Origin of the sequence: Streptomyces sp. NPDC041068 (genome assembly GCF_040647455.1) — a bacterium.
Taxonomy (GTDB): domain Bacteria; phylum Actinomycetota; class Actinomycetes; order Streptomycetales; family Streptomycetaceae; genus Streptomyces.
Genome location: NZ_JBEZCG010000060.1, coordinates 1 through 1127, shown reverse-complemented (window position 1 = coordinate 1127; position 1127 = coordinate 1). Strand labels below are relative to the sequence as shown.

The 1127-nt window shown below is 67.3% G+C and carries 1 protein-coding gene; it reads left to right on the top strand.

Annotated elements, in window-relative coordinates; all coding sequences use genetic code 11:
• The first annotated feature begins 232 nt into the window (after positions 1-232).
• On the top strand, positions 233-1102 hold the full coding sequence (locus tag AB0B50_RS44645) for an IS5 family transposase (protein ID WP_362343871.1): 870 nt from the start codon (positions 233-235) through the stop codon (positions 1100-1102).
• Positions 1103-1127: the final 25 nt, after the last annotated feature.

The following is a 1127-nucleotide window of genomic DNA, read 5'->3' as shown; positions in this document are numbered from 1 at the left end:
AGAGGTCGTTTTCTTCTGGAGTGCGTTGGTATCTCCGCAATTTGGCCCGCTGATGAACTGGTGTGGGTGGGGCTCACGAGCTGGTCATGCTTGTTGAGGCGAATGGTGCGACGTCTGGGGCAGGAGGCGGCCTGAGCCTGTCTCATCCCAAGACACCCGGGTCTGTGCCGTGCTTCCGCGGGGCGGAACACACGCCTGGGCGCACGCCCCCGATCGGCGGTACGTCCAGGTCATGACTGGCCGCCGTGCGTATCCGAGTGATCTGTCCGATGCCCGCTGGGAGTTGATCGAGCCAGTGCTGTCCGCGTGGCGCTACGAGCGCCACGGCCGGGCCCTGGCCTTCGGCCGCCCGGCCCAGCACGACCTGCGCGAGATCATGAACGCGATCCTGTACGTGGACCGCACCGGGGTCCAGTGGGCCTATCTCCCGCACGACTTCCCGCCCCACCAGACGGTGTACGGCTACTTCGCCAAGTGGCAGAAGGACGGCATCTTCGCCCAGCTCAACGGCCTGCTGCGAGAGCTGATCCGGCTGCAGGAGGGGCGGAACGACCAGCCGTCGGCCTGCGTGATCGACGCACAGAGCGTCAAGACCTCCACCAGCGTCCCCACCGCGAGTCAGGGCATCGACGCGGGCAAGAAGATCGTGGGCCGCAAGCGCAGCATCCTCACCGACACCCTCGGCCTGCTGCTGGCCGTGCTGGTCACCGCAGCCGGCGTCCAGGACTCCACCGCCGGCCGCGTGCTCCTTGACCAGGCCGCCGTTGACCACCCCGGCCTGCGCAAGGTCTGGGTCGACGGCGGCTACCGCAAGCACTTCATCGATCACGCCGCCACCCTCGGCATCGACCTCGAGATCGTCCAACGTGCCCCCGGGGTCAGGGGTTTCACCCCGATCCCGAAGAGGTGGGCGGTCGAGCGGACCTACGGCTGGCTGATGCTGCACCGCCGCCTGGCCCGCGACTACGAGACCCTCCCGGCCCGCTCCGAAGCCATGATCCACCTCGCCATGACCGACCTCATGGCCCGCCGTCTCACCGGTGAGAACACGGTCTCCTGGCGCGACCCGACATCACCGGACCAAATCCGCATCACGGGATGAAACACCGGGAGAAAACGACCTCTAA

Bases quoted from the DNA above. Each gene is read 5' to 3' on its own strand.
- AB0B50_RS44645 (WP_362343871.1), top strand. From the start codon at position 233: ATGACTGGCCGCCGTGCGTATCCGAGTGATCTGTCCGATGCCCGCTGG.